At 59.7% G+C, this 6,229-nt stretch carries 3 protein-coding genes; all 3 read right to left on the reverse strand.

What is annotated here, in order from left to right; translation table 11 throughout:
* Window positions 1-88: 88 nt before the first annotated feature.
* The 3 genes from JNN07_29035 to JNN07_29045 all read right to left on the reverse strand — a co-directional run bounded on the left by JNN07_29035 (window position 89) and on the right by JNN07_29045 (window position 5,513).
* Window positions 89-3,763 carry a hypothetical protein gene (locus tag JNN07_29035; GenBank protein MBL9171810.1) on the reverse strand — a complete coding sequence of 1,225 codons (3,675 nt, stop codon included), beginning with the start codon at window positions 3,761-3,763 and terminating at the stop codon, window positions 89-91.
* A gap of 1 nt (window position 3,764) precedes the next feature.
* A complete protein-coding gene (locus JNN07_29040) occupies window positions 3,765-4,889 on the reverse strand; it encodes a hypothetical protein (GenBank protein ID MBL9171811.1) in 1,125 nt (374 codons plus the stop codon).
* Between the two features lie 75 nt (window positions 4,890-4,964).
* Complete coding sequence (locus JNN07_29045) at window positions 4,965-5,513, reverse strand: hypothetical protein (GenBank protein ID MBL9171812.1); 549 nt, start codon at window positions 5,511-5,513, stop codon at window positions 4,965-4,967.
* Between the last annotated feature and the right edge of the window lie 716 nt (window positions 5,514-6,229).

Consider the following 6,229-nt stretch of genomic DNA (forward strand, 5'->3'; position numbering starts at 1 on the left):
CAGCGGAGCTGGGATCCCCCTCCGGGGGGGGCGAAAAGCTGGAGAGGGCTACAGCAGTCCAAATCATTTGCGCTCCAGCGCACAACCGTCAGCGCACTTGGCGTGCTCGGAAATACCGCACGGGTGGCGAGTTGGTTGCCAGGTTTTCGACGTAAAGGAGCGTCCCTGAGTTGTCCAGGAACTCCAAGGTTGGGCCCAGCCACCAGTTGGTGGGCGAAGAGATATCTGAGGAACGATCCAGAGTGAATCGTTGGTCGGTGACGCCGCTGAACAGAAACACCATCCGGTTGGTTTCCGGACGGAACCCCAAAACCTGGATGGGGACCGTTGGTAGAGTCAGTTGGCTCCGTACGATGGATCCTTCGATGCCGACCGAGACCAGTTGTCCGTGACCATTCTGCGCCACTCCATAGAGCGATCTCTGAGTGACGCTATCGGCTAGTTTCCAAGTCCCACCGTTGGTGCGGGTCAGGACTATTCCCTGGTTTCCCACGATATAATAGGCGGGTGACGCCACCGACTCCGCCCAGGTAATGTCGTTCAGCCAGCGTGTGGTTCCACTGGGCTCCGGAGTCCAGCGGGTTCCATCCTCGCTGGTCAGAATTGTTCCGCGGTCGCCGACGGCGAACAGTCGATCGTTCAGCCTTCGAACGCGATAGATCCAGTTGGTGGTTCCACTCGCACGAGTCGTCCACTGGGTGGCGTTGGTGCTAGTGAGGATGGTCCCCTTGCTGCCGGTGGCGACCAGAAGGTTGGAGAAGGTGGTGAGGCCGGAGAGAAAAGCATCCCCCGCTTTAGGCAGCAGCGACCAGGTAACTCCTTCGTCCGAGCTGCGCACGACCGTTCCCTTGCCGCCAACGGCGATCAGGTCCTGGCCGAACCGGACGATCCCCTGAAGGTCATTGGTGGTCACCTGGGAGGTGGAGGCAACCCAATCGATCCCCAGAGTGCTGGCCAGATTGGTCGTCACGACCTCGTTCGTGAGGTCGAGACCGACGGCCACCAGATTGGTGTAGACCACGTTCGTTAAGGTGTGGTGGCTGTAGATTAGCGTCCCTTTTGAACCCACCGCGACCAGGGTGTTGGTGTCTCCGCCGACGCCAAGCAAGACGGCGTTGGTGGCCGTGTCGGGCGGAAGCTCCAGGGACCAGCTGAATCCATCCTCACTGGTCATCAGCGTGCCGAGATCTCCGACCACCACGTAGCGATTGGGAAGGCGGACGACCTCCCAGAGCCAGTTGCGCACGGTGTCGGTATCGGTCTCCCACTCCAGGTTCATTTCCGACAGCAGGGCGTTGGTGGAGAATCCGTGCACGGTCATTCCGACGCGGCCGCCGAGCAGGTATTCCTGTCCCTGCCAATGGGCGTTGTAGTAAGTCCAGCGCGGCGGATAGCTTGTGCGCCCGCTTCCGAAGGCATTGACCCATTGGCTATCTCCGCTTCCAACCAGGACCTCCCCGTCGCCTACGAGGACGAACGTTGACCCGTTCCAAGCAATGTCAAAGAGGGTGTTGGTGACGCCGGTGGGGATCACGGTCCAATCACGCGCATCATCGCTCCAGAGCAGCATGCCACGAGTGCCCGTGGCATAATAAATCCCATTCAAGAATCGCGCCCGGTAGAGCGAGTTGGTCACTCCGCTGTCTTGGACGTCCCAGCTGGTTCCCGTGGAACTATTGGCGATAAACCCATCTTCGCCGACGGCTACAAACCCCTTGGTGCGTCCATACGTGACGCTCGTGAGCCAGGCGTCGAAGCCGGCCGCCTGTCGAGTCCAGTTGGTTCCGGTCGTGCTGAGATACACGGCACCGTTGTCGCCGACCGCCACCAACTCTCGATCCGAGCTGGCCATTCCTTCAATCCAGTCCGCGGTGGGTTGTGCGTTCGTAGCGGGTCTTATTTCGTTGAGGGAATCGGCCCAGAGGAACACTCCTCGCTCGCCGCAAACGAGCAGCCGTTCGCCGAAAAAGAGCACCGAGCGCAGCGAATTGGTCGTCCCTGAGCTGAGTGGTTCCCAAGCCACCAAGTCGGAACTGGCTAGGATTTGTCCCCGGTCGCCGACCTGCACGGTGAGGCCCAGATCGCTGACGGAGTCGAAAACATGATTGCCGTGGGGTGCTGGGCTGGCCCAGCGCCAGCGAGGTGATTGGGCATCGGCTTGAGTGGTTACCGACAGGCAGATTCCGATCATGGCCCACACCTCGAGCGGAACGATTCGCCGCCTTGGGTTCTGGTCCTCGACTGATGGGTGACCCGGGCGACCCGTTGTCGCTCGAGCTGTCGGGGCCGATTCGGGCTCGGCTAACTGGGATTCCGTTTGTGCCGGGGAACCGAACGGTGACAGCTCCAGGGCAAAGATGGATCCCGTTGGTCCGGTTTGGACGAGTTGGAGCACGGCTCCCAGGTGATGAGCCAGTTGCGCGCTGATGGCGAGGCCGATCCCGGTTCCCCCCGACTTCGAAGAGCGGCAGGGGGTAAAGAGAGTCTTCTGGATGTGCTCGGGTATACCTGTGCCCTGATCACAGACGCGTAGGGTCAGTGATGATCCTTCGCGAGAAACCTGTAGCGCAACCTTGTGGTCGGGCGGTGTGGCCTGGATGGCGTTGTGGATCAGATTGCTCAGGATCAGATGAACCAGGCTTGCCGTGCGGTTATCGAGGTCCGCTTCGACGACACCCTCGATGGCGAACTCCACTCTGGCCTCGCGGGCGATCGGCTGAACCTTGTGCCTCAACTGCTCGATGAGTTCGGCGAGGGGCAGCTCGAACTGGACCGCGTCCGGGTCCTCGCTCAGAAGGGTGACGGTCTCGTTCACCAGATCTTGCAATCGGGAGGCGGCCGAGGACACCACCGCCCAGTCCGGGTCCGGCATGAACGGTGAATCCTGCGATCGCTCCTGGGCGATGGCTTGAAGCCCGAAGAGCGGGTTTTTCATCCCGTGCACCAAATGAGCGGCCACACTGCCGAGCGCGGCGGTTTTGGCGCGCAACGCGAGTTCCTGGTTGGCGCGTTGCAGACGGTCGGTCCTGGCGGAGAGAGTTCGGTTCACCGATTGCAGCCGGCCGAAGGCCCATCCAACGGCCACAATCAGGAGCAGTCCCCCGGTTCCGAACACCCCGAGGTTCCGGCGCACCAGGCCTGCGTGCAGCAATTCAAATTCACGCGCAATGGTGTGCCCTTCGATCAGGAATTGTGCCATGGCCCCGATGCCTCGATCCGCCGCCTTGGGCAGGGGGATGTTTACTTCGAGCAGGGGTAAGTGTTTGTCGCGCTGTTCCGGACTGACGATCGCATCGAAGAAAAGGTCCTCCATCGCGACCTGGGGTTGAAAATGGGACTGGGGCTTTAGCCGAGTCAGGCTCTCGATATCTGCCGGATCCATCTCGCCCTCCGACACATTGATGGGGAAGGAGGCGCTGAAAGTTCCCCGCTCGTCAAAGAGCCGAGCCGCCACCACGCCCTTGAGCCGGGACGTTTTGAGCAGTGCTTGAAAATAGGCGGTTTCGTCGGCCTCCTCCAAACCGGATTCGGTCATCACCTCGGAGAGATGAAGTCGCGCGACTGCGTTGAGAATCTCGGCATCGCGGCTGACGATCTGCTTCTTGAGGTCCCTCTCCTGCTGGCGGGTGAGCAGAATGAGAGCGGCGCCAAAGCCGATCAACATCAGTCCCACGACCGCGACGAGAAACCAGCCGGAACGCTCGAAGCGCGGCTTGCGCTCGCCGCGGTGGTTGGGGGAAAGACTGTTTACGCCCTGCGACATCCTAAAAGTCGTAACCCAGCCCTAGGCTGACCGTGTTGGAAGTGTATTCGTCGAGAGTGCGATTGGAGATCGCGCGCTCAAGTTCATAGTCTCCGTGAACCGAAAGATTCTGGGTCAGAATGTATTCCCCATGAAGGGTGGCTCGGAGTGAGCTGCGGGTGCGTTTGGATTGCTGGTCGTCGGCCTCCTGCAATCCATACACATAGTGGCTGAAGCGGATTTGCGCCCGGCATTCCCATTTCTTGGTTCGGTACCGCAGTTGCTCGGACACGGTGACCCGGTCATAACCGAAGTAATCCGAGCCATTGTCCTGGTTCCGCTCCAGAGTCACTCGGCTGATGGTCCGCCAGCGGCGTTTCTCGTCCCACTGATGCTTCCATTGCAGGGTGAGGGACGTCGCACGGTAACTCAGCGGATCGCCTTCCACCGGGGTGCCAGTCGAGGTGTAGGTGACCCGCTCGTCGTACCAACGCTGATAGACCCCCGCCTCGGCCGAGATTTCTGAATTGCGTCCATAGCGGCGTCCGATCAGCCACCGTGGGCCCGCTTCCCAATACCCGTCGAGGTCATCCTGCTGGAAGCTCTGGCGCAGCAGATTCGCTCCCAGTTCGCTCCACCAGCCCCCGTTGAAGTCTCGCCGAATTCCGGGGCGGGACTCCACGGTGTGACTCATCACGGGAAGCGAGGTGAGGTTCGTCTCGTTAACCGAAGCGTCGTAGACCTGGTCCTGAAAGAGATAGTTCACCTCTAGCAAGGCGCGCCAGGTCTGCCCGATATCCAACGACATCTCGGTGGCCGCGGTGAAAGACCTTTCGTGATCCACGCTGAGGCCATCGATGAAGCGCTTTTCCTGTCCGGTGACACTGGTTTGAAAATGGAAGCGACCGAGCGGGATGCGCATCAACCCGACCTGTCCACCCAGTTGGGCAAAGGAGCTGGCTTCCCGGGCATCCTTCGAGAGGAGTAAATTGTCCTGGTAGCCCGCGTCGGCCCACAGATCGACCACCCAGGTCCAGGGTGAAAAGTCAGGCGGAAGTTCGATGGTCTCAGCTCGCATCGTAGCTCCTGTGAGGGACAGGCCGGCCAGAATGAGCTTCATCCACCAAGACACTGTGTTGCGTTTCATTCAGCCAGACGATCCAAGCTGTCCCGATCACGATGGGGCAATCTCCGAACTTCATACGCGGCTTGCTCCAGCGATTTATTTGTCGTTACGGTCGCGACCACCACTTCCTTTTCCGCTGCCCTTCCCGCCCTTGCCGGAACGGACGACATCCTCGATCTCGGACTGCTCGATCTCCTTCATGCGGTCCTTCAGCCGATCTCGAAACTCCTTCTGCTGTTCTTTCCATTTGTCCAGGCTCGACTTGAGCTGGTTACGAAGGGTGTCGCGGTTGGCCTTGGAGTCCAGCTTGAGCTGGCGTTCAAGTTCTTGCTGCTCCTTCAGGAACTTCTCGCGGTCCGCCTTAAACTTCTCAATGAGAACTTTGACATCCGAGGGGAGGATTTCGGGTCGTGGACTCTTGCCGCTGCCCTTGCCCGACTTGGAGTCGCCCGAGAGTCCGACGACCGTCCCATGCCGTTTGAGCTTTGGGGAATCATCCGAATCATCGTCGTGATCCTCCTGCTTCGGCGGGTCATCGTCGTCCTCGCCGTCCTTCGCCTGGATGGGACAGGCCCAACCCAGCGCCAGGACGACGCCGATCAGCGCCACCCCGCGTACCATGCTGGTCCAAATTCGACCGTTCATAAAGTTTTTAGCCCCGCTAGTTTGCACCATGTCCCCAGCGTTGCAACTCGTTCTATTGACTGGCTTTTTCATCGGCTGTCTACACGTTTCTTGCGTTGATTCCGGGACTGTTTGCCGGGTCGCGGGCATTCGATCCCGGCGCTTGATCAGGTGCACGATCCATGCCAGTGGAGATGTCTCCCAACTCAATGCATCGGTTGTCGAGGGGAGAGACCTGAGTAGGTTTTTTAAATGACTGTCGATAAGTGGTTTGTGAAGTTCCGTCCGATTGGCTTTTCTCGGTAGCGTCGGCCCACACCCAGCGCTCGAACCATCAATCAGGCCCTATGCTGACGCAGCCGAGCCTCACCAATCGGTGAATGGACCCAACGCCCTTCCGATGAATGGGCCGCCTAGCCCAGTAGCGCGAAGCGTTTGGAGTTGATCGGGAACGGATCCGATGAGGTTTATCGTTCTGATCTCCGGTAGAACTCTACCGCTTTCCCGCTGCCCCCGGAGGGGGGGAACCCAGCTCCGCTGGGAAAACCAAAGCGGCAGAGGGCTCTGAGCATTACCCACAAGTTCAGAAGATCTTGGACCTCTATCCCAACGGGATAGCGCCTCAAAGCCCAGACATCTGAGTTACTCCGGCAAGGGTTTTTAGTTTTTTTGTTCACCGGAAAGTGAGTTCGATTGGAGCGTTGGCGCCGATGTTTTTGGCCCACGCTTTTTCAAGA

Source organism: Verrucomicrobiales bacterium, assembly GCA_016793885.1.
In the GTDB taxonomy this organism is placed as follows: Bacteria; Verrucomicrobiota; Verrucomicrobiia; order Limisphaerales; family UBA11320; genus UBA11320.

Excerpts from the sequence above, each read along its gene's own strand:
- JNN07_29035 (MBL9171810.1), bottom strand. The coding sequence starts at position 3,763 with ATGTCGCAGGGCGTAAACAGTCTTTCCCCCAACCACCGCGGCGAGCGC.
- JNN07_29040 (MBL9171811.1), bottom strand. The coding sequence starts at position 4,889 with ATGAAACGCAACACAGTGTCTTGGTGGATGAAGCTCATTCTGGCCGGC.
- JNN07_29045 (MBL9171812.1), bottom strand. The coding sequence starts at position 5,513 with ATGAACGGTCGAATTTGGACCAGCATGGTACGCGGGGTGGCGCTGATC.